The organism is Brevibacterium sp. AGC70 (genome assembly GCF_057334195.1).
Window position 1 is genome coordinate 80,775 of sequence record NZ_JBHFIH010000019.1, and the last position, 19,130, is coordinate 99,904.

A 19,130-nucleotide genomic window follows, 5' to 3' on the forward strand; every position below is an offset into this window, starting at 1 on the left:
CAGCACGTCGTTCAGTCCAGCCGGGACAGGATCTCCTGCGCCTGCGACTCCGTGATCCGCCCCAAGCTCAGCGCCTTGGCGGTCGTCGATCTGGCCAGCGCTATATAGCTGTTGCGTGCCGCGGGGCTGGAGACGTTGAGACTGAACTCACTGAGCGCTGCCAGGTGCGCGGAGACCGTGCCCACGTCTCCGCGGCTGACGGGTCCGGTCAGGGCCTTCGGACCGTTCTGCAGGGTGTTCGTCACGCTCGCGTCGACGAGGGCGGTGAGCACACGTGAAGGGTCACTGACTCCCGCCTCGGCGAGCATCTCCATCGCTTCGCTGATGATCGTTATCGAGTGGTTGGAGGCGTGGGTGATGGCTGCATGGTAGAGCGGACGGTCGGCCTCGGCCACGTCAATCGGCTCGGCGCCCATTTCGACGACGAGCGCCTGACCCACCGGACGGATCGGTGCAGGTGCGGTGACGGCGATCGTCGACTGCCGCAGGCGTGGAAGATCGACTGCGGTGCCGGTGAAAGACAGCGATGGGTGCAATGCGATCGCCAGCGCGCCGAGGCTGGTCCCGGCTTCGAGGACGTCCGTTCCGTACCGGCCCGAGCAGTGGACAAGGATCTGCCCCGAATGGATTCGTGATACCTTCGCTAGGCCGCTGACGAGGGATTCGATCTCATCGTCGGGGACGGTCAGGAGAAGAAGCTCCGCGCGGTCTGCGACATCGTCCGGTGGCAGTACCGGTACTCCTGGCAGCATCTCCTCGGCCCGTTGCAGGCTGGTCGCCGAGGTGGCACTGACACCGATGATGGCATGACCGGCTTCGCGCCAGGCTGCTCCGATGGTCGCGCCGACCTTCCCACAGCCGATGATTCCGATTCCGAGACGAGGGGCCCCGTCCTGGCCCATTCCTGCGTGGCTCATGGCCTGCCTTCCTTGGCCCTGCGGGCTTCCTCGTCGTAACGCTGCCGAGCGAGTCGCGTCCGGTCGGAGTGCTCGCTGAAGAACCGCTTCGCGTCGTCGACACTCTGATGGGTGACGCGGGGATCGATGGGACCAGCAGTGGAGTGCACGGCGACCGTGCCCAGACCCAGCGCGCGCATCAGCGGACCCTGGTGATAGCTCATCGACTGCACGCGCACATGCGGCACGAAGTCGACTCGACGGTCAAGGACACCCATTCTCAGCACGAGCAGGGAACCGGTCACGACATAGGCCCGCCGCTTCCACACCAAGGGGTCGACAAGCCGGGAGGAACGGGGCTGACCGTGGAAGAGAGTTTCTGCGGATTCGGCCTGCGGGTCCTCGGACTTGCGGTCGTACATGGCCGATCGCACCAGGCTCGCAGCGCTGACCCCGTCTGGCATCTGCGGATCCGGGAGCGCGAGGCCGACCATGAGCAGTGCCTGGTCGATGTCGCCGACGGGCAGCAGAATGTTCGTCTCGCCCGAACCTCCTGCGCTGGCGATGTTGTATTCGACCTTCCACCAGCCGGCCCACCGCCACAGCAGCGGCTGATGGAGGCACACGGCCTGCAGTCGGTCGAGTGGGATCACCTTGCGGGAGGTGGAGACGAGCCCGTGGTTGACTGCCAGTCCGTTCTCTCCCAGCTTGACCACGAAATTCGCGTTGTCAAGGTTCTTCCTGAAGGCGGAGAAAGCAGCCAAGAGGCCGGGGATGACTGCGACGAGCACCGGGATGAAGGCCTCGGTCAGCCCCATAGACAGGAGAACGATGGCTGCGGCGATGACAATGAGTACGGCCAAGACAGAGATGATCGTCTCTGTCTTCAACAGCGAGGAGACCACGACCCGGTGGACGGGCACGCGGACGATCTCGCCTTCGTCACTGACGTCGGCGGAGACATTGTACGGAGCCAGAAGTTCGTTGATGCTGAACTCCGCCTCTGCCGAGGCCCCTTCGGCCAGCGAGCCGAGGCGTTTGCTCAGGCGTACGCCGATGCTGTCATCGCGACGTTCGGGTACGCTGCGATCGATGGCGGGCTCGGCGCCGGAATCGCCCGGTGCACCCGTGGCTTCGGCCTCGCCGGGAGCTCCGGGTTCAGTTCCGGCGGGCGCACCGACGGCGTTCGAAGGTGTGCCAGGCACCGCGGCGGCGGATACTCCCGAGGTCGGGGTTCGCTCACCCTGGTGAGCTCCTTGCTTCTTCTCGCGGACAGCGGCGAGAAGCTCGTCCCGCAGTCCTTCGGCACGCTTCTTCGACAGGTACTTCAGGGAGATGTTGGAGTCGGTGCCTCCGGCGACGTCGAAGACGAGTTCCGCCATTCCCAGCAGTCGGGGCAGCAGCTTCTGCTGCAGGTCGATCGACTGCACGCGATCGAGCCTGGCTTTGCGCAGCTTCTTCGACAGCAGTCCGCGCCGATAGTAGATCGATTCGGAATCGATCCGATAGCCCATCACCCTCCAAGCCAGCCAGCTGAAGAGTGCGGTGATGAGGAGGATGAGAACGAGGCCTCCGACGCCGCTGAGGATGACGAGGGGGTGGGTGCGCAGCCACCCGGCGAATCCCAGATCGACGTCATCGCCCCTAGCCAGGTTTTCGATGGCGGCCTGAGCAAAGTTCTGCAGACCGTAGGCGGCCGCGATGAATATACCCACGAGCACGCCGAAGCTTTCGAGAATCGGTGTCAGGGGGTGGACCCTGTGCCACACCTCGGGAGCCGCCACGTCCTGGTCTGCGGGCTCAGCTGCCGGCTCGGTCGTGGGTTCGGCTACGGGACCACCCGCTGGTTCGGGAGCTTGGCCCTTCGGTCCGTCCTCGGTCATGCTCACAGCCCTGCCAAGTTGGCCTGGCCCAGACCAGCGAGGCTGTCGCGCAGACGATCGGCCTCGGCACGTGGCAACCCCGGAATGGTGGCATCTGTGGCCGCCGAGGCAGTATGAAGTTTGACACTGGCCAGGCCGAACATGCGGTCGATGGGGCCGGCATCCACGTCGACGAACTGCAAGCGTCCGTAAGGGACGACCGTGGCCTTGTGGAACATGATGCCGCGCCGAATGAGGAGGTCGTCGGCCCTCTCTGCATAGCCGATGGCTTTGGCCTGACGGATGATGATGACGATGAGGAAGACGGTGAACGCCACAAGGCCGGCCCAGATCGCGTGCAGCCAAGGAACGTCGGAGGTGAAGATGATGGCGAAGACGAGAGCCACGATGATCATCGGGACGAGCATCGTCAGAGTCGCGATCGTCTCCTTGAGTCCGTACTTGGGACTGACCCGGTTGAAGTCGGCGTCTGTTCCGGACAGATAGTTGAATTCGCGGCTCATGCTGCTTCAGCTCCTGGGGGATCTTGAGGGGGCAGCTCGCAGAAGCCTTCGACGATCAAGCCGACGATCATCAACGCTGCGGCTGCGATCATAGCGAAAAGCATACCTGCCGCCAAATCATTGCGGATGCCGGGTGCGGACAGGAAGTAGTAGGCGGCGTTGCCCATATACCAACCGGCCAGTCCGGCCCCTGTCAGGGCACTGGCCTTGGCCATGACGGCTACGCGCGCTGCTTGGAGAGGGTCGATCTCCTTGGTCCGGTCACCGTCATTCCATTTCTTGATCGGCCACCCCAGGACCAGCAGGACTGCAGCGAGTATGAGCATACCGATGATGGCGAACCAGGGCAGCCCCGGCAGAGCAAAGCCCTGACTCTCCAGCAGCACGTCGACCGTCGGCGCCACCACGGCACCGATGACGGCCCAGATGACGAGAGTCCCCGACGATGTTCGCTGCATAGCTCCAAGTCTCTCAAACCCTGGCCCCTTATGGGGCCGGGATTCGCTTGATTTCCTGGTCGCCCAGCTCGCTCAGGACGGCGGTGATCGATCGCGGACCGGTGGGTGTGCGGATTTCTGCGGCTTCATCGAGCTCGGCCCATGGTGCGAGGACGAATGCACGTTCGTGCGCCCGTGGGTGGGGCAGGGTCAGTGCGTCGGTGTCGAGGATGAGCTCTGCCTGCGCAGTGCCGAAGCGGATCAGGTCGATGTCGAGGGTGCGTGGTCCCCAGCGCAGTTCCCGGGTCCGGCCGCAGGCGACTTCGATTCCCTGCGCCACTGCTAGGAGCTGTGGGGCGGGCAGGCTGGTGGCCACGATGATGCCCAGATTGAGGAAATCGTTCTGGTCGACTCCGCCCCAGGGCGCGGTGCGATACAGGGAGGATCGCCTGAGCACGGTGATCTTGGGATGTCGATCGAGTGCGGCAACGGCTTGCTCGAGTGTGTCCGTCGCATCGCCGAGGTTGGCCCCGAGATTGAGGTAGGCCTCTGTCTCGGCAGGCTCGGTCCCTGCAGGCTGATCATCGACCGTGTTGGCCGCAGCAGCGTCGGTGGTGTCGCGGGAACGGACGACGGTGACGCTGACGTCGTTGAAGCTGCGTTGGATCGGTGCTCCGGGCTTATGGACGACGACCTCGACATGTTCGGCCAGGCCCAGGCAATGCTCGGCGATCCGGGCGGCCAGGGTCTCGATGAGGTCGAAGATGTTGTCTTCGACGATGTGTGCGACGTCTTCGGCCAGTTCGCCGTAGTGGACGGTGTCGGCGATGTCGTCAGTGGCCGCTGCCCGCGATACGGAGGTGTGCAGGGTGACGTCGATGACGAAATCCTGGCCCTCACGCTTTTCGAAGTCGAAGACTCCGTGGTTGCCGCGCACTCTCAGCCCGCGCAGTTCGATCCGATCCGAATCGGCACTCATGCCTCTCCCTCCGCTGCACGCTCATCCGGAGTGGCTGCCGGGGCATGTGCGTTCACTGCGTGAATGACCTTGGCCGCGATCGCCGAGGTGGAAGGTTCGTGGACGCGCACCGCCCACGCTCCTGCCCTGGCCGACAGGGCCGAGATCGCAGCTGTGGCCTGATCCTTCGCCGACTCCTCGGCGAGTTTCGGGTCCTCCGGTGAGAGCAGGGTGGAGATGAAGCGTTTGCGGCTGGCCGCGACGAGGAGCCGATGATCCAGATCCGCAAACTCGTCGAGGGCACCGAGGATCTGCCAGTTGTGTTCGGCGTTCTTCGAGAAGCCCAGGCCCGGATCGAGGATGATGTTCTCATGTTTCACACCCACAGCCGTCGCTTCGTCGATTCTCGTCTTCAGCTCCGTGATCACCTCGGTGACGACATCGTCGTAATGGAAGGACGCCGACGCACGGTCGAGGTAGCCTCGCCAGTGCATGAGCACGACCGGGGCTGCGGTCTCGGCGGCGACGGTCAGCATCGCCGGATCGGAGAGTCCCGCGGAGACGTCGTTGATGATGTGGGCGCCGACGTCCAGTGATGCCTCTGCGACCTTGGCTCGCATGGTGTCGACGCTGATGAGGGCACCTGCGGCGGCCAACTCTCTGATCACTGGGACGACGCGGCGCAGCTCCTCCGCTTCATCGACTCTAACCGAGCCGGGGCGAGTGGACTCCCCTCCGACATCGATGATGTCTGCGCCCGAGCGCAGCAGTTCGAAACCGTGGGCGATCGCGGCGTCGTGGTCGAAGTAGCGACCGCCGTCCGAGAAGGAGTCGGGCGTGACGTTGAGGACGCCCATGATCTTCGTTCGTTCCGGTGTGGGCATGTGCGACCTCTATCTCCGGATGATCAGACTCATGGCTTCTGCTCGGGATGCCGTTTCGCGCAGCTGCCCGCGCACCGCCGAGGTGATGGTCGAGGCACCCGGTTTCCGGACTCCCCGCATGGTCATGCACAGATGTTCGGCCTCGACGACGACGATCGCGCCCTGAGGCTCGAGGTGTTCGACGAGTGCGTCGGCGATCTGAGTCGTCAGCCGTTCTTGGACCTGGGGGCGACGAGCATAGATCTCGACGAGGCGGGCCAACTTAGACAGTCCAGTGACTTTGCCGTTCTTACTCGGGATGTAGCCGATGTGGGCGACTCCGTGGAACGGCACCAGATGATGTTCGCACATCGAATACAGGTCGATGTCTCGGACGAGGACCATTTCCTCGTGGCTGATGTCGAAGGTCACGCCCAGAACGTCGGCCGGGTCGCGGTGGATGCCGGCGAAGACCTCTTCGTAGGCACGAGCGACCCTGGCCGGGGTCTCCAGCAGTCCTTCTCGATCAGGATCTTCACCGACGGCGATGAGGATCTCACGCACGGCGGCGGCGATCCGTGGCTGGTCGACCTTGTTGCCGGTGCCGGCGGGCGCCTTGCCGAGGACCTCCGTCACCTCTTCGAGCTCTGACATCAGTAGCCGCTCTCCCCGCTGCCGTCGATATTGCGTGGACCTGTCGGTCCGGATGGACCAGTCGGATCGTTGGGATTGATCGGACCCGTAGGGTTATGGGGCACGTGAGGTCCGCTCGCACCCGTCGGTCCCGCGCCGGGAACGTCGGTGGTGTCGACCTCCGAGCTGCCGTTGCTCTTGCCGTTGCGGTCCCCGCTCAATGGTGCAGGCGGATCGATGGGTCCGCGTTCGGAGACCGGGCGCTCGTCGTTGGCCAGCCACACATCGCGTGTGGGGCGTTTGACGATGGGGGTGAAGATCTCTGCCAGTGCCGCCTGATCAAGAGTCTCCCGCTCGAGCAGCTGGTAGGCGAGGTCGTCGAGGACGTCGCGGTTGTGCGTCAGCGCCCAGTAGGCATCAGCATGGGCGGCGTCGATGATGTCGCGAACCTCGCCGTCGATCGAGGACAGGGTCGCATCGCCGTACTCGTCGCCCCCGCCGTAACCGCGACCTGCGAAGGGCTCGCCCTGATCGTCGCCGATCTTGACCATGCCGAGCTTGTCGCTCATGCCGTACTGCGTGACCATCTTCCGGGCGATGTTCGTCGCCTTCTCGATGTCGTTGCTGGCACCGGTGGTGGGATCGTGGAAGACGACTTCCTCGGCCACGCGGCCGCCCATGGCGTAAGCCATCTGGTCGAGCAGCTCGTTGCGGGTCGTGGAGTACTTGTCCTCATTCGGCAGGACCATGGTGTAGCCCAGGGCGCGGCCACGGGGCAGGATAGTGACCTTGGTGACCGGGTCAGTCTGGTTCATCGCCGCGGCAACGAGTGCGTGTCCGCCCTCGTGATACGCGGTGATCAGGCGTTCCTTGTCGTTCATCAGTCGGGTCCGCTTCTGCGGTCCGGCGATGACGCGATCGATCGCCTCGTCGAGGATCCTGTTGTCGAGGACCTCCGCGCCCTCACGAGCGGTCAGCAGAGCTGCCTCGTTGAGGACGTTGGCCAGGTCCGCGCCTGAGAATCCGGGGGTGCGCTTGGCGATCTGGGCCAGATCGACGTCATCTGCTAAAGGCTTGCCCTCTGCGTGGACCTCGAGGATGTGCTGACGGCCCTTCATGTCCGGGGCCTCAACCGGGATCTGCCGATCGAAGCGACCGGGGCGCAGAAGCGCCGGGTCGAGAACATCGGGTCGGTTGGTGGCGGCGATGAGGATGACGTTGGTCTTCACGTCGAAGCCGTCCATCTCGACGAGCAGCTGGTTGAGCGTCTGTTCGCGCTCATCATGGCCGCCGCCCATGCCGGCTCCGCGCTGACGGCCGACAGCGTCGATCTCATCGATGAAGATGATGCAGGGAGCGTTCGTCTTAGCCTGCTCGAACAGGTCGCGCACACGGGAGGCGCCCACGCCGACGTACATCTCGACGAAGTCGGAGCCTGAGATCGAGTAGAAGGGCACACCGGCTTCACCGGCCACGGCCTTCGCCAACAGGGTCTTACCGGTACCGGGCTGACCGTAGAGGAGGACGCCCTTGGGGATCTTGGCTCCCACGGCCTTGAACTTCTCCGGTTCGGCCAGGAACTCCTTGATCTCCTCGAGCTCTTCGAGTGCCTCGTCGACACCGGCGACGTCCTTGAACGTGACGTCCGGGTTCTCCTTGTTGACCAGCTTCGCCTTGGACTTGCCGAAGTTCATCATCTTCCCGCCCGACATCTGCGAGATGAGGAACCAGAAGACGACGAAGATGATGACGAACGGGATGAGAGTTCCCAACAGGGACATCAGCCAGCTCTGCTTGGGCACCTCGTCGGTGTATCCCTTGCTGGGCTCGGACGAGTCCACGGCCTTGACGATCTGTTCCCCACGCTGCTCCACGTAGAAGAACTGAACCTTCTTGCCGAAGTCCTCGCCCTCGATCTTGAGATCGTCTTTCAAGGTCAGGTCGACGCGCTGATCCTTGTCGACGATCTTGGCCTGTTCGACCTTGTCGTCCTGGAGCAGTTCGAGGCCTTGCTGGGTGTCAATCTGGCTGAATCCGACTCGGCTGAAGAGCAGAGCACCGATAGACACTACGAGGAGTGCCAGAACGATCCAGACCAATGGGCCCTTCGTCGCCTTGTTGAGCAGTGGGCGACGCTTATTCGACTCGGCCATAAGTCCTCTCAGGAAAAAGATGTGGGCAACCTGTTCAGGCTACCGAGGCTGCCTGGGAACATCCCCCACAGCCTAATACCTCGCACTGACATAGCTCGAATGCACCTGGTTTTGTTCCCGGGTGCGGTAGGCACTCAGTCAATGCGCGGAACGCTCATGCGCAACGCTCAGCTGTAGACGTGCTGAGCCAGGGTCGCGACGAACGGAACGTTGCGGTACTTCTCGGCATAGTCGAGTCCGTAGCCGATGACGAATTCGTTCGGAACGTCGAAGCCGATGTATTTGACGTCGATGTCGACCTTGACTGCTTCGGGCTTGCGCAGCATCGTGCAGATCTCGACGGTCGCCGCTCCACGCGAGCGCAGGTTCTGGACCAGCCAGGACAGAGTCAGGCCCGAATCGATGATGTCCTCGACGATCAGTACGTGACGGTCGGAGAGGTCAGTGTCGAGATCCTTGAGGATGCGGACGACACCGGACGATTTGGTGCCCGAACCGTAGGAGGAGACGGCCATCCAGTCCATGGTCACTGGCGAATGGATTGCGCGAGCCAGATCCGCCATGACCATGACGGCACCCTTGAGGACACCGACGAGCAGAATGTCCTTGCCCTTGTAGTCTTCATCGATGGCGGCTGCCAGTTCAACGAGTCGTGCGGCTATCTGTTCTTCCGAGACAAGTACTTTTTCGATGTCATTGCCGAGATCGTTGATGTCCACAGGTGTCGAATCTCCTCGCTTGGGGTGGGGTGTGTCTCCATTATGATTCACTTCTGCCCTGGCGTGCCACCAAGGAAGTCGTTCGTGCCACCACGGAGGTTCTTCGTGCCACCACCGAGGTCTGATGTTGCACCGCGGGTGCCAGGTACGGCCAGCTCATCATCGACTGTCCCCGGGGCGGCAGCAAGGTACCCGGTCACGCCCATGAGCGCCGAAACGCAGATCATGAACCCCAGCGGCACCGACCAGCCGCCGCTGAGTCCGAGGAGTCCACCGACGGCCAAGGGGCCGATTGCCGCCAGCACATAGCCGCTGGACTGCACGAATGCTGAAGTCCTTGCAGTGATGGACACAGCATGGGTGCGGCCCGTAATGAGGGCGAGCGCGGCGGGGAAGGCGAAGCCGCCGTAGCCTAGAAGGACTGCCCACAGCACCGGCACGGTGGTGGGCATGAGGAGCAGTCCGAGGTAGCCGCACACAGCGCTGACGGAGAAACTGACGAGGAAGAAGCGAGGCAGGATGCTACGCATGATGATCTGCGGGGCAAAGAAGCCGCCGGGGATCCCCCCGAGTGTGACGACGGTGAGCATGAGTCCGGCGAGGACCGGATCGATGCCCGCGTCACGGTAGATCTGCGGCAGCCATCCGAACTGGACATAGGCGTTGACCGACTGCAGACCGAAGAACATCGCCATGTATCTGGCCTTGGCGGAGGTGAAGATATGTCGCCGAGGCGGGCCAGCCTCGTGCGTGTCCTGCTCGGGCTGATCCAGGCGGGGTAAGGATCGGACGAGCTTGAGGATGATCCAGGTGATAAGTGCGCAGGCAGGCACGAGCGCCCAGATGCCCAGTCCCACCCGCCAGTTGTCGAAGTGGCCGGTGAGCGGTGCGGTGAGGAAGGCGGGGAACATCGCGCCCAGTCCCAGGGACACCGTGAAGGCGGTGGCGCCGAGGTTGGCTCGGTGGGGGAAGCGCGTTTTCACGTACACCGGCAGAATGACGTTTCCTATGGACATTCCGGCCAGCGCGACCACGGTCAGCCCGGCGAAGCCGAACCAGTTGTCGACGAGGACCCGGGCGCCTACTCCGACCGCGACCAGAACGCAGGTCATCGCCAGCGAGCTGAAGAGTCCGATCTTCTTGAGCACGGGAACGGCGATGAACCCGCAGAGTGCGAAGATCAGGCCGGGAAGTGCTGTGAGCAGGCCCGTCTGCCATTCGACTAAGGCGTAGGCGCCTTGGACTTCGGAGAGGACGGGTCCCAGAGACGATGCGGCCGGTCGCAGGGAGCAGGCGATGAGGATGAGGCCCACGAGTGCCAGCACGTCGAGTCCCCGACCCGTACGATGGCCGTATTCGGGCTGAGAGGTCATTGGCTCATCCTTTCAGACGCTGTGCTCGTTCGGTCCGGGGCCCTCATTCGGTGTGGACCCGTGCTCGTTGTCGGTCCGCACCCGAGCCCCACAACGGTATACCATTTGGAGATCAAGTGCCCTCCTACTCTCAAGGACGACGATGACCACTCTGAGAAATATTCGCCTCTTCCCCCGCACTGCCGATGCCCAGACTGTCGATGTCGAGATCGAAAACGGACGTTTCACCTCATTCACGCCGACTCCCTCGGCGCAGGCGATCGGCCGTACCGATGCAGCCAGCGCCGAAGACATCGATGGGCCCGACATCATCGATGGGGCTGGGCGAGCGCTGCTGCCCAGCCTCGGCGACGTCCATGCCCACCTCGATTCGAACCGGATGGGCCAGACTTTCCGTCCCCACACTGCAGACGGAACGCTGCACGGCTACATCATGAACGATCGGGAGAACTGGCGGCAGGGCGAGCGCAGCGTCCGTGACCAGGCTGCCTTCGTGATCGCAGAGATCGTCTCCTCCGGCGGTACGCGCATCCGCTCACATACCCAGATCGATGCCGACTGCGGTCTCGAGCGCTTCATCGGCGTCCGGGATGCACTGGCCGATCACGCTGCGATCCTCGACTCTCAGATCGTAGCCTTCCCGCAGGCCGGCATCGTACGCGAAAAGGGCGTCAGAGATCTTCTCGACGCGGCCTTGAGCGAGGGCGCTGATCTGGTCGGAGGACTCGATCCGCTCCAATACGACCGCGATCCGGTCGCTCATCTCGACGTTGTCTTCGGGCTTGCGGAGAAGCACGGCAAAGGCGTCGACATCCATCTGCATGAGCGCGGCAGCGCAGGCGTGTTCACGTTCGAGGAGATCGCCCACCGCACGAAGGCTCTCGGAATGGAGGGGAAGGTGACGATCTCCCACGCCTTCGCCCTGAGTTCCAACCCTGCACCAGAGGTCGAACGGATCATCGAGCTCGTCGCCGAGGCGGGCATCTCGCTGACGACTGTGGCACCGCAGAGCGGCGTCCTGCCGCGGCGCAGCCTGCGTGAGAATCGGGTAGCTTTGGGGCTTGGCGAGGACGGTCAGCGCGACTACTGGAGTCCCTACGGTGACGGTGACCTGCTGCGGCGGACCTGGCAGCTGGCATTCACGAATGGGCATCGCCAGGATGAGGACATCGAGGCGTGCCTGGACATCGCCTCCCGAGGTGGGGCACAGGTGATGGCCGGTGCCCGACCGGACGGAACCGCACTGGTCGATGATGTCCGCTTCGGTCTGGGCGTCGGTGCGCCGGCGGACTTCATGCTGCTCGAGGCCGATACGGTCACCTCGGCGATCATGGACTGCCCTGCCGATCGCGACGTCTTCAAGAATGGAGAGCTGGTGGCCACCGGCGGCCACCCGGTCGACGGCAGGGCCTGAGCCAAGGACCGGAGGTTGCAGTCACCTCGTCTTCGCGTCGCGACGAAAGCACAGGAGCTGCCTGGTGATGATCACTTCGGTGTCACCGGGAAGCGACAGACGAGCATGTGGGCGCCCCGTGGCCCCAGGTTCGCGAATCTGGGCGCACAGTTGCGCCACGCGGGCGGCGCCGAAGCTCTGTGCGGGCACGCCGAGGGAGATCAGCCACTCGCGGACGACGCGGGAGAGGATCGCATCCTCCATTCCCGCCAATTCGGCCAACGGCACCTCGGTGCGGCCGCGCACGGCGGCGGCCGAGGTCTCGGCGAGCCCGTCGAGGAGGTCAGCATCGGCACGGCACAGCTCGGCGGTGCGGGCCAGGTTCGCGGTGACAGGCTGGCCCAGGTCGGCCTCCAGAGTGGCCAGCAGGGTGCGGGCGCGCACCCTGGCGAAGGAATCATCGGCGTTCATCGGGTCATCCCAGACCTCGATGTCCTGAGCCCGGCACGAGGCGACGTTGGTCGCCCGTTCGATGTCGAGCAGGGGGCGCACCACTGTGCCGGTGCGCAGAGCCATTCCAGCCAGTGACCTCGTGCCCGAACCACGCATCAGTCCCAGCAGCACCGTCTCCGCCTGGTCACTGCGGGTGTGTGCGGTCAGCACCCACTCGGCCCCATGCACTTCCCGGGCGGCTTCGAGTGCGCCGTAGCGGGCATCCCGGGCGGCGGCTTCGAGGCCCTCGTCACCGGCTGCGACGGTGACGGTGGCGACCTCGGCGGGCAGACCCCAGGATTCGGCGATGGAGACGACCCGGCGGGCCACCTCGGCGGTTGAGGACTGCAGACCATGGTCGACGGTCACGGCATGCGCATGCAGCTCCCCACGACGGTGGAGGAAGGCGCAGGCGTGCAGCAGCGCCATTGAGTCCGCTCCCCCGGAGACCGCGATGATGACCGTGGGCCGGAAGCTGCCCAACCGGGCCAACGTTTCACGAACACTGCTGCGGATCGCTCCGCTGGCCGGATCGAGGCTCGGTCGCCGAGGTGGTCGCGCCTCAGCCGTGGACACGGTCCAACCACAGGCTCGGGGTGTGGATCTCCTCGCTCCTCGGCAGGTTCTCCGGTTTGGCATAGATGGCGGAGAAACCGGTCTGGCCGACTTCCTTGCGGATGGCGCGTACGAACGTGGCGCCGTCACGGTACTGAGCGAGTTTGAGGTTCATGCCCAGCAGGTTCGACAGGAATCCGCCCTGACCCGCGTCGCGGCGAGCTTCGAACTTGCGTCGCAGCTTCCGCACGCTCGGGATCACTTCGATGCCGACCTCGTCCATGACCACGTCGGCGTGCCCTTCGAGCAGGCTGAGGATCGCCGTGGCCTCGTCGAGGGCGCTGCGCATCCCCTCGTCCCTGATCAGATCGACCATGCTCGCATCGCCCTTGATGATCCGGCCCACAGTGGAGAAGACGTCAGCGAGACCGCTGATGCCAGGTGCCTTGAGCGGGGTCGCGACGACCTGAGACAGGAGAGAGCGCATGTGCTCACGCAACCAGGGCGCGGTGGCGAACTGCACCTGGTGCGTGGCCTCGTGCAGGGCCACCCACATGCGAAAGTCGCGCGGCTTGACGTTCATCGCCGCTTCGGCGTTGAGGATAGCGGGTGCGACGAACATCAGCCGGCCCGTGTCCACAGCAAAGGGGTCGAATTGGCCCAGAACTCGAGTCGACAGCAGCGAGAGCACGCCTGCCAATTCCACGGCGGCCGCTTTCGCTGCTCCCGGACCGACCGGGGCGGGCAGGGAATCCGCGTCGACCATGCCGTTGAGCGACTGCGCATTGGCCTTGATCCAGCCGATCTGATCGAGCACGAGCACGGAACCGGCGCCCAGGCGACTGCGCACGTCATCGGCATGGGCAGGGTCGAGGAGGAATGAGTCGACGACGAGTTCCTGCGCCGTCAGCGCATTGTCTTTGAGCCCGGCGACCAGCGCGTCGAGTTCATCGGTGTCGGGCATACGCGCTGCGGGGACGAGTTCCCGGGCCGTGCGGGCGGCGAACTTCTCATCGACGATCATCGGCAGCCGCAATTCGCGAGTGCTGCGACGATATCGTCAACCGTCTTCCTGGCTTCCAAAATCTTGTCCTTGTCCACGTCGTCGATCTGCAGGGTGAAGACGAGATAGCGTCCATCGGCATCGAGCACCCCTCCTGCCAGTGAGGTCACGGTCGACAGGGTCCCCGTCTTCGCGTGCACCGTCCCGGCTGCAGTCCTATCTTTGGTGAAACGTTCGGTCAGTGTGCCGGTCAGTCCTCCGACGGGCATGTAGCTGATGAGGCTGGAGAGCGAATCATCGGCGACGACTGATGCCTGCAGGATCGTCGTCAGATCGTGCGGACTGATCCGGTTGTCATAGGACAGGCCCGAGGTGTCCTCGAGGTGGGTCTTACCCAGGTCCACGGAATCGGACAGGGCCGCCAACACGGCTTCGGGGCCGGATTTCAAGCTTCCCGACTCGCCCTGGGCGATGGCGACTTCGTTGCCGAGGACCTCGGCCACGACGTTGTCGCTGTGCACGAGCGCGTATTCGACGATCTCGGAGATCGTGGCCGATTCCACCCCCGCCAGCTCGGTGGTTTCGGAGTCTCCGTGAGACTTCGCGTCGTCACCTGTCTCAGCGGCAGGTGCAGGCTTGTCGGTGACCGTGACTCCGGCTGCCTTGAGCTCTTTGGCAAAGACTGCGAAGGCGTCCTTGGCCGGGTGCTCGCTGCGGCCTCGCCATTCCTTGTCTTTGCTGCCGACATACCCGGTGTCGATCATCAGCGGCTGGATCGGCGTGATGACGCCCTTGGCGATATCGGCACGCTCCCATCCAGGACTGAAGTCCTCGCCCGTGTATCGGGAGGTGTCCAAGTCCAGGGCCACCTCGGCGACGTTCCGGCTCTTGAGTGATTCGGCGGTCTGCTGAGCCAGCGTCGTCAGGCCCGCGTGACCGTTCACGGCACCCGGCTGGGACTCCCCCGCACCCAGCAGCGAGTCTCCGCCGCCTGTCAGCGTCACCGTCGAGGTGGACGGGTCGAATTCCGTGGTCGTGCTCAGCCGCTTCTCGCCGCCGATGCTCAACAGCGCCGCCGAGGCGGTGAGGACCTTGGTCACCGAGGCCGGCGTGCGAGGTTTGTTCTCGTTCTCGGCGTAGAGGATGTCATCGCTGAGCCCGTCGCGGATCTCGATCCCGAAGCCCTTGACCTTGGCATCGGAGAGGACCCTATCCACCGTGTCGGGGACCTTGGTGGGCACAGGTGCGGAATCATCCAGCGCCGAGGCGGGGGCGGGCATGTCCTTCCCCTGTGCGTGAGGAGCGGGGACCGCCTGGACCTCGACGGCGGGGTCGGTGGTCAGGATTCCCGGGAGCTCGGGAAAGACATCGTAGGCGTCGATTGCAGCAACCGCGCCCAGCACGATGGCGAGGCTGCCTGCGGTGATGCCGGCGACAGCCTTCTTCGACCGCTTCCGCCTCTTCCGCTCCGGGGTCTGGTTCAAGCGCGGGCTCTCATTCTCATTGCCATCGTCCTCGCCGTAGCCGTTGTGGTTGTCGTTCGTGGGGACTTGTAAGCTCTATTCTAGTGATGCAACCCTAGCTTGAAGGAGCACTATGGAACTCTTGGCCACAATCGAGATCCCGCGCGGATCGCGCAACAAGTACGAGGTCGATCATGAGACAGGTCGAGTCAAGCTCGACCGCTACCTCTACACCTCGATGCAGTACCCCGCTGACTACGGCTTCTTCGAGGACACACTGGGCAATGACGGGGACCCGCTCGACGTTCTCGTGCTGCTGCCCGAACCCCTCTTCCCGGGCGTCCTCATCGACGTCCGCCCCATCGGCATGTTCAAGATGGAAGATGAAGCAGGCGGCGACGACAAGGTCCTCGGCGTCACGGCCGGCGATCCCCGCTGGGAGAGCTACCAGGACATCGGCGACGTCGATCAGTTCACCCTCGACTCGATTGAGCACTTCTTCACCCGCTACAAGGATCTTGAGCCCGGCAAGTTCGTCAAGGGCTCCAGCTGGGTCGGCCGCGCTGAGGCTGAGGCCGAGGTCGAGGCTTCGATCAAGCGCTTCAAAGACTCTCACTGAGTTCACCCTCACCGAGGTGGTGTGAAGCATCGCCTCACCCGTGATCCGAGACCGTCCGGACCTCGCCGTCCGGGCGGTCTCTGCATTCATCAGACGAGCGGCTGCCGCACCTGGAACGACCCGCTACTTAGGTGAACCTAATGAGAAGTGTGAGCCAGGTTATGCGATTGTCGAGACATGAAACTCGATCATGTGTCATTCGCCAGCGAACCAGACGGGTACAAAGCCACTGCCGAGCGCATCTCGGAGAAGCTCGGCGTGGTTCCCTACGACGGTGGTGTGCATCCTCGATTCGGTACCAGAAATCTGATCTTCCCTCTCGCGAACGGTCATTACCTCGAAGTCGTCGAAGCCTTGGAGCACCCGGCCGCGTTGTCAACACCCTTCGGCCAGGCAGTGCGAGCTCGTTCCGAGCTCGGCGGCGGCTGGATGGGCTGGTGCGTTTCGGTCGATGACCTCGCCGGAGTGGAGACCCGCCTCGAACGCAAAGCCGTCGACGGAAACCGCACCCCGGAATCAGGCCTGGAACTCAAGTGGCTGCAGATCGGAATCAAGGGGCTCATCGCCGACCCTCAGCTTCCGTTCTTCATCAAGTGGGCAGCCGACTCGTCTCAGCATCCTTCGTCCTACAAGACCAATGGCGATGTCGCCATCGACACCCTGCAGATCGCCGGGGATCGTGATCGACTCCGCGACTGGTTGGGAACCCAGGATCCCAAGCCCATCCCAGAGATCCACATCGACTGGTCGGCGCCGCACGGCACCCCCGGCATCATGTCGATCAGCTTCGACTCCGCCAAGAACGGCCTCGTCACCATCTGAGTCGCCGTTGTGGCCGTTGCCGGGCGACCGGCTGCGCACAGCCCAGAGGGCATCACACCAACGCGGTGTGATGCCCTCTGCGCTTCGTCGGCCCCCTCCCTGTCCGGTCTCAGAGGAGGCACTCGGTCCACCGTGGTTCGCCGCGACACGTAGCCAGACAGCCGAAGAGTGGGCATTCAGCACGAATGCCCACTCTCAAGCGGATTGGCACAAGGTCAGACCTCGACGCGGTCTTCGGTGCCTAGATCAGTTGTCCCGACCGTTGCCATTGCCCCGACCGTTGCCGTTATTGCCGTTGGAATCCTTCTTCGGCGGTTTGCCGTTGTCCTTGCCCTTGCCCCGCAGGACCTGGACGACGGATGGGCGCGGCATCGCGGCGACTCCCGCGTCGACATCGGTGGCATCGACGAAGTCCGGGAACTGCGAGTGCTGGTTGGCCCAGCTTCCGTCCTCACCTGGATGCTGGACGGCGACGAAGGCTGACTTGTCGTCGTCGTGGATCAGCGGTCCGCAGACCTCTCCCTCACGCGGGACGGAGAGGAACTGCTCGACGCGGCCCCTCTGTTTGCCTTCGATCGTGACCTTGAACAGCCCGTCGCAGTACCCGATTCCATCGGGGGCGCCATCGGTGGAGATCCACAGATTGCCGGCGCTGTCGAAGGTGACGTTGTCGGGACACGAGATCGGCGAGACCTGGTCGACAGGGAAGCCGGAGAAGTACGTCTTGTCTCCCTGCTTCGGATCGCCGCAGACCATCAGCAGAGACCAGTCGAACTCGGTGCCGGTGTGGTCACCCCCGCGTTCGGTCAGCTCCACAATGTGACCGTCACGGTTCTCAGTCCGTGGGTTGGCCTCATCGGCTGCTGCTTTGCCGTCTGTGCCGCGGTCAGAGTTGTTGGTGCAGGCGACGTAGATCTTCCCGTTGACCGGGTTCGGCTCGACGTCCTCGCAGCGGTCCATCTTCGTGGGCCCGACCTTGTCCGCTGCCAGCCTGGTGTTGACCAGCACCTCGTCGATCGCCATTCCGGAGACTTGGGACTTGCCGTCCGTGATCAGCGGCAGCCACTGCCCGCTGCCGTCGAACTCTCCGTCAGCAGGCACTGCGCCGCTGCCGTCGATTTCGCTCTTCGGTGAGTTGCCGGTGAACTTCGCAACGAAGAGGTCTCCCTCGGACAGGAGGGTGAGGTTATGGGGCAGGTCGCCTTCAATGTATTTGCCCTTGGACACGAACTTGTAGAGGTAATCGAACTTCTCGTCATCACCCATGTAGGCGACAGCGTGCCCGGATTCCGCGATCGTGATGTTTGCGCCCTCGTGCTTGAACCGGCCGAGGCTGGTGTGCTTGAGCGGCGTCGATTCCGGGTCCCGAGGGTCGACCTCGACGATCCATCCGAAGCGGTTCGCTTCGTTGCCGTAACCGGACTTGTTCGTATCGAAACGCTGCAGATCGTCTTCCCACCCGTAGGCCGAGGCGTCATTGGTCAGTCCGTAGCGCTTATCTGCTTCGGATTTGCCCTGCGCCCTGAAATAGGAGTTGAAGTTCTCTTCACCGGAGACCAGTGTTCCCCACGGGGTCAGGCCGCCGGAGCAGTTGCCCAGTGTGCCCTGGACCTTGTCACCCTTGGGATAGTCTCGAGTCCGGAGCAGATCGGATCCGGCGGCGGGCCCGGTGAACTCGTATTCTGTGCCGATGAGGAAGCGACGGTTGTTCGCACCGTTGACGTCGACGGCCCACGGAGTCTTCGCGTTCCTGCGCTCGAGCTCGACGACGGTGAGTCCGTGTGCTTCGCGGCTGATGGCGCGCTTGGTCTTCTCGTCCATGGAGTCGGGGTACATGATGGCATCGTTGCTGTACTCATGGTTGGCGAAGAGCAGGGCCCGATTGCCGTCTCCGCTGCGATCGACCTGAATCTCGAGGAAGTCGTTGTTGTACCCGAACTGGCGTCGCTGCTTCTTCACCGACTGGTTCTCCGGATCGAACGGCTCCGAGTCGGGGAAGAGTGCGTCACCCCAGCGCACGATCGGGTGCCAGGAGTAGCCATTGGGTACGACGAACTCGTCGATTTCGTGGTGCACCGGGTCGATGGCCTTGAACGCGAGGCTCTTCCCCTTGGCTGCTGCACTGCTCGCGCTTGGGCTGGGCGCCGTCGTCACTGCGATCGCCAGGGCTCCGGCGGCTGAAGCGCCGAGTGCGGCCCGTCGGGTCAGCTGGGTTCCGACGATGTCGCGGAAGTAGCTGTTCGATGACGTGTTGCAGATTGCCTTGCTGCACGCGTTGTCGCATTTGAGTGCGCAGGTGACGGGGCTTCGCTTGCCACGGACATGTCCGGCCATGGGCAGAAGTTCACGTAGGGGTGCCATCGGT

The 19,130-nt window shown here is 63.8% G+C and carries 17 protein-coding genes; 3 read left to right on the forward strand and 14 right to left on the reverse strand.

Annotated elements, in window-relative coordinates:
• Positions 1-11: 11 nt before the first annotated feature.
• The 10 genes from ACE03M_RS18065 to ACE03M_RS18110 form a co-directional block, all read right to left on the reverse strand.
• On the reverse strand, positions 12-917 hold the full coding sequence (locus tag ACE03M_RS18065; protein ID WP_143922054.1) for a Rossmann-like and DUF2520 domain-containing protein: 906 nt from the start codon (positions 915-917) through the stop codon (positions 12-14).
• On the reverse strand, positions 914-2,779 hold the full coding sequence (locus ACE03M_RS18070; protein ID WP_485935409.1) for a PH domain-containing protein: 1,866 nt from the start codon (positions 2,777-2,779) through the stop codon (positions 914-916). The genes ACE03M_RS18065 and ACE03M_RS18070 overlap by 4 nt, the downstream gene beginning before the upstream one ends.
• Positions 2,780-2,781: 2 nt before the next feature.
• Complete coding sequence (locus tag ACE03M_RS18075) at positions 2,782-3,282, reverse strand: PH domain-containing protein (RefSeq protein WP_143922056.1); 501 nt, start codon at positions 3,280-3,282, stop codon at positions 2,782-2,784.
• The gene (locus ACE03M_RS18080) at positions 3,279-3,740 is read right to left on the reverse strand and encodes a DUF3180 domain-containing protein (protein ID WP_143922057.1); all 462 of its coding nucleotides are present in this window, start codon (positions 3,738-3,740) and stop codon (positions 3,279-3,281) included. Before ACE03M_RS18080 ends, ACE03M_RS18075 begins: the two co-directional genes overlap by 4 nt.
• Before the next feature lie 28 nt (positions 3,741-3,768).
• On the reverse strand, positions 3,769-4,698 hold the full coding sequence (gene folK / locus ACE03M_RS18085) for a 2-amino-4-hydroxy-6-hydroxymethyldihydropteridine diphosphokinase (protein WP_143922058.1): 930 nt from the start codon (positions 4,696-4,698) through the stop codon (positions 3,769-3,771).
• Positions 4,695-5,561, reverse strand: coding sequence for a dihydropteroate synthase (gene folP / locus ACE03M_RS18090; protein ID WP_143922059.1), 867 nt, complete (start codon positions 5,559-5,561; stop codon positions 4,695-4,697). Before folP ends, folK begins: the two co-directional genes overlap by 4 nt.
• 9 nt (positions 5,562-5,570) lie before the next feature.
• Positions 5,571-6,194: a GTP cyclohydrolase I FolE gene (gene folE / locus ACE03M_RS18095; protein ID WP_143922060.1), complete on the reverse strand. Its 624-nt coding sequence runs from the start codon at positions 6,192-6,194 to the stop codon at positions 5,571-5,573.
• A complete protein-coding gene (gene ftsH, locus ACE03M_RS18100) occupies positions 6,194-8,326 on the reverse strand; it encodes an ATP-dependent zinc metalloprotease FtsH (RefSeq protein ID WP_485935410.1) in 2,133 nt (710 codons plus the stop codon). Before ftsH ends, folE begins: the two co-directional genes overlap by 1 nt.
• 167 nt (positions 8,327-8,493) lie before the next feature.
• Positions 8,494-9,045, reverse strand: coding sequence for a hypoxanthine phosphoribosyltransferase (gene hpt, locus ACE03M_RS18105; protein WP_092103277.1), 552 nt, complete (start codon positions 9,043-9,045; stop codon positions 8,494-8,496).
• Between the two features lie 47 nt (positions 9,046-9,092).
• Positions 9,093-10,418, reverse strand: coding sequence for an MFS transporter (locus ACE03M_RS18110; protein ID WP_485935411.1), 1,326 nt, complete (start codon positions 10,416-10,418; stop codon positions 9,093-9,095).
• Between the two features lie 142 nt (positions 10,419-10,560).
• Here ACE03M_RS18110 and ACE03M_RS18115 point away from each other — a divergent pair, with 142 nt between their 5' ends.
• Positions 10,561-11,832: an amidohydrolase family protein gene (locus ACE03M_RS18115; RefSeq protein WP_485935412.1), complete on the forward strand. Its 1,272-nt coding sequence runs from the start codon at positions 10,561-10,563 to the stop codon at positions 11,830-11,832.
• A gap of 21 nt (positions 11,833-11,853) precedes the next feature.
• Here ACE03M_RS18115 and tilS read toward each other — a convergent pair whose 3' ends face one another.
• From tilS to dacB, 3 genes are read right to left on the reverse strand one after another with little or no spacing between them, the layout of a single operon-like run.
• The gene (gene tilS, locus ACE03M_RS18120; protein WP_485935413.1) at positions 11,854-12,879 is read right to left on the reverse strand and encodes a tRNA lysidine(34) synthetase TilS; all 1,026 of its coding nucleotides are present in this window, start codon (positions 12,877-12,879) and stop codon (positions 11,854-11,856) included.
• Positions 12,866-13,882 carry a zinc-dependent metalloprotease gene (locus tag ACE03M_RS18125; RefSeq protein ID WP_485935414.1) on the reverse strand — a complete coding sequence of 339 codons (1,017 nt, stop codon included), beginning with the start codon at positions 13,880-13,882 and terminating at the stop codon, positions 12,866-12,868. Before ACE03M_RS18125 ends, tilS begins: the two co-directional genes overlap by 14 nt.
• Positions 13,879-15,345 (reverse strand): D-alanyl-D-alanine carboxypeptidase/D-alanyl-D-alanine endopeptidase, encoded by a 1,467-nt coding sequence (dacB, locus tag ACE03M_RS18130; RefSeq protein WP_485935415.1) that lies wholly within the window; start codon positions 15,343-15,345, stop codon positions 13,879-13,881. The genes ACE03M_RS18125 and dacB overlap by 4 nt, the downstream gene beginning before the upstream one ends.
• A gap of 112 nt (positions 15,346-15,457) precedes the next feature.
• On the opposite strand from dacB, the gene ACE03M_RS18135 reads away from it, so the two are divergent.
• Together ACE03M_RS18135 and ACE03M_RS18140 are read left to right on the forward strand one after the other, a co-directional pair.
• Complete coding sequence (locus ACE03M_RS18135) at positions 15,458-15,943, forward strand: inorganic diphosphatase (protein WP_143922067.1); 486 nt, start codon at positions 15,458-15,460, stop codon at positions 15,941-15,943.
• A 177-nt stretch (positions 15,944-16,120) separates the two neighbouring features.
• Complete coding sequence (locus ACE03M_RS18140; RefSeq protein ID WP_143922068.1) at positions 16,121-16,765, forward strand: VOC family protein; 645 nt, start codon at positions 16,121-16,123, stop codon at positions 16,763-16,765.
• A gap of 246 nt (positions 16,766-17,011) precedes the next feature.
• On the opposite strand, the gene ACE03M_RS18145 is transcribed toward ACE03M_RS18140, so the two are convergent.
• Positions 17,012-19,126, reverse strand: a complete 2,115-nt coding sequence (locus ACE03M_RS18145; protein WP_485935416.1) for a PhoX family protein — start codon at positions 19,124-19,126, stop codon at positions 17,012-17,014.
• Between the last annotated feature and the right edge of the window lie 4 nt (positions 19,127-19,130).

Bases quoted from the DNA above. Each gene is read 5' to 3' on its own strand.
- ACE03M_RS18070 (WP_485935409.1), bottom strand. From the start codon at position 2,779: ATGACCGAGGACGGACCGAAGGGCCAAGCTCCCGAACCAGCGGGTGGT.
- folE (WP_143922060.1), bottom strand. From the start codon at position 6,194: ATGTCAGAGCTCGAAGAGGTGACGGAGGTCCTCGGCAAGGCGCCCGCC.
- ftsH (WP_485935410.1), bottom strand. From the start codon at position 8,326: ATGGCCGAGTCGAATAAGCGTCGCCCACTGCTCAACAAGGCGACGAAG.
- ACE03M_RS18080 (WP_143922057.1), bottom strand. From the start codon at position 3,740: ATGCAGCGAACATCGTCGGGGACTCTCGTCATCTGGGCCGTCATCGGT.
- ACE03M_RS18135 (WP_143922067.1), top strand. From the start codon at position 15,458: ATGGAACTCTTGGCCACAATCGAGATCCCGCGCGGATCGCGCAACAAG.
- ACE03M_RS18125 (WP_485935414.1), bottom strand. From the start codon at position 13,882: ATGATCGTCGATGAGAAGTTCGCCGCCCGCACGGCCCGGGAACTCGTC.
- ACE03M_RS18075 (WP_143922056.1), bottom strand. From the start codon at position 3,282: ATGAGCCGCGAATTCAACTATCTGTCCGGAACAGACGCCGACTTCAAC.
- ACE03M_RS18115 (WP_485935412.1), top strand. From the start codon at position 10,561: ATGACCACTCTGAGAAATATTCGCCTCTTCCCCCGCACTGCCGATGCC.
- ACE03M_RS18110 (WP_485935411.1), bottom strand. From the start codon at position 10,418: ATGACCTCTCAGCCCGAATACGGCCATCGTACGGGTCGGGGACTCGAC.
- ACE03M_RS18065 (WP_143922054.1), bottom strand. From the start codon at position 917: ATGAGCCACGCAGGAATGGGCCAGGACGGGGCCCCTCGTCTCGGAATC.
- ACE03M_RS18140 (WP_143922068.1), top strand. From the start codon at position 16,121: ATGAAACTCGATCATGTGTCATTCGCCAGCGAACCAGACGGGTACAAA.
- ACE03M_RS18145 (WP_485935416.1), bottom strand. From the start codon at position 19,126: ATGGCACCCCTACGTGAACTTCTGCCCATGGCCGGACATGTCCGTGGC.
- folP (WP_143922059.1), bottom strand. From the start codon at position 5,561: ATGCCCACACCGGAACGAACGAAGATCATGGGCGTCCTCAACGTCACG.
- folK (WP_143922058.1), bottom strand. From the start codon at position 4,698: ATGAGTGCCGATTCGGATCGGATCGAACTGCGCGGGCTGAGAGTGCGC.